The 527-nt window shown below is 41.7% G+C and carries 1 pseudogene; it reads left to right on the top strand.

The window, feature by feature from the left end:
• Positions 1–248 precede the first annotated feature (248 nt).
• Positions 249–416, top strand: a pseudogene (locus tag AACR75_RS02865) (ISAs1 family transposase); the annotation flags it as partial.
• Between the last annotated feature and the right edge of the window lie 111 nt (positions 417–527).

The following is a 527-nucleotide window of genomic DNA, read 5'->3' as shown; positions in this document are numbered from 1 at the left end:
GATAAACTAGCAGCGCAGGGATGCCCCCTTATAGGGGGCTATAAACCAAAGCCGCCTTCTAAGAAGGCGGATTTTTACTTTGTTCATTGGAGTTATCTTTTGGGTCATTGTCGCTTCCTTACGTTCTTGTTTAATAAGTAAAGAATAGCGAGTGATTGATTTAAAAGAGAAAAAGGAAGGATTTCGGCATTCCGAGCGCGGTTTTCGCTATTCAGAAATAACTGATCGGAGTGCTCCTAAATATGCGGTTACTTGAAGCGACGCGCTCTCGTTGGAGTGTAGAGATCATGCATTGGTTGCTTGATACCGCATTTTGTGAGGACAACTCTCGTATAAAAGTGGACAATCGAGCAGAGTCTTTTGCAAGGATCAGGCAGATGTGTTTAAGCCTATTAAAGAGCGAAACCACCTTTAGATGCTGTCTTTTATACAGAAGTTCCTCACATGATGTGAGGGATTTTTTTTGAACTAAATTCTTGCTTCACGATCAAATCTTTAACGGACTTAGTTGAGGACTCCTGAGATGA

The organism is Vibrio sp. ZOR0018, assembly GCF_963865925.1.
GTDB lineage: Bacteria > Pseudomonadota > Gammaproteobacteria > Enterobacterales > Vibrionaceae > Vibrio > Vibrio anguillarum.
Note: the sequence above shows the minus strand (reverse complement) of the source record. Positions and strands in the feature narration are given on the sequence as shown.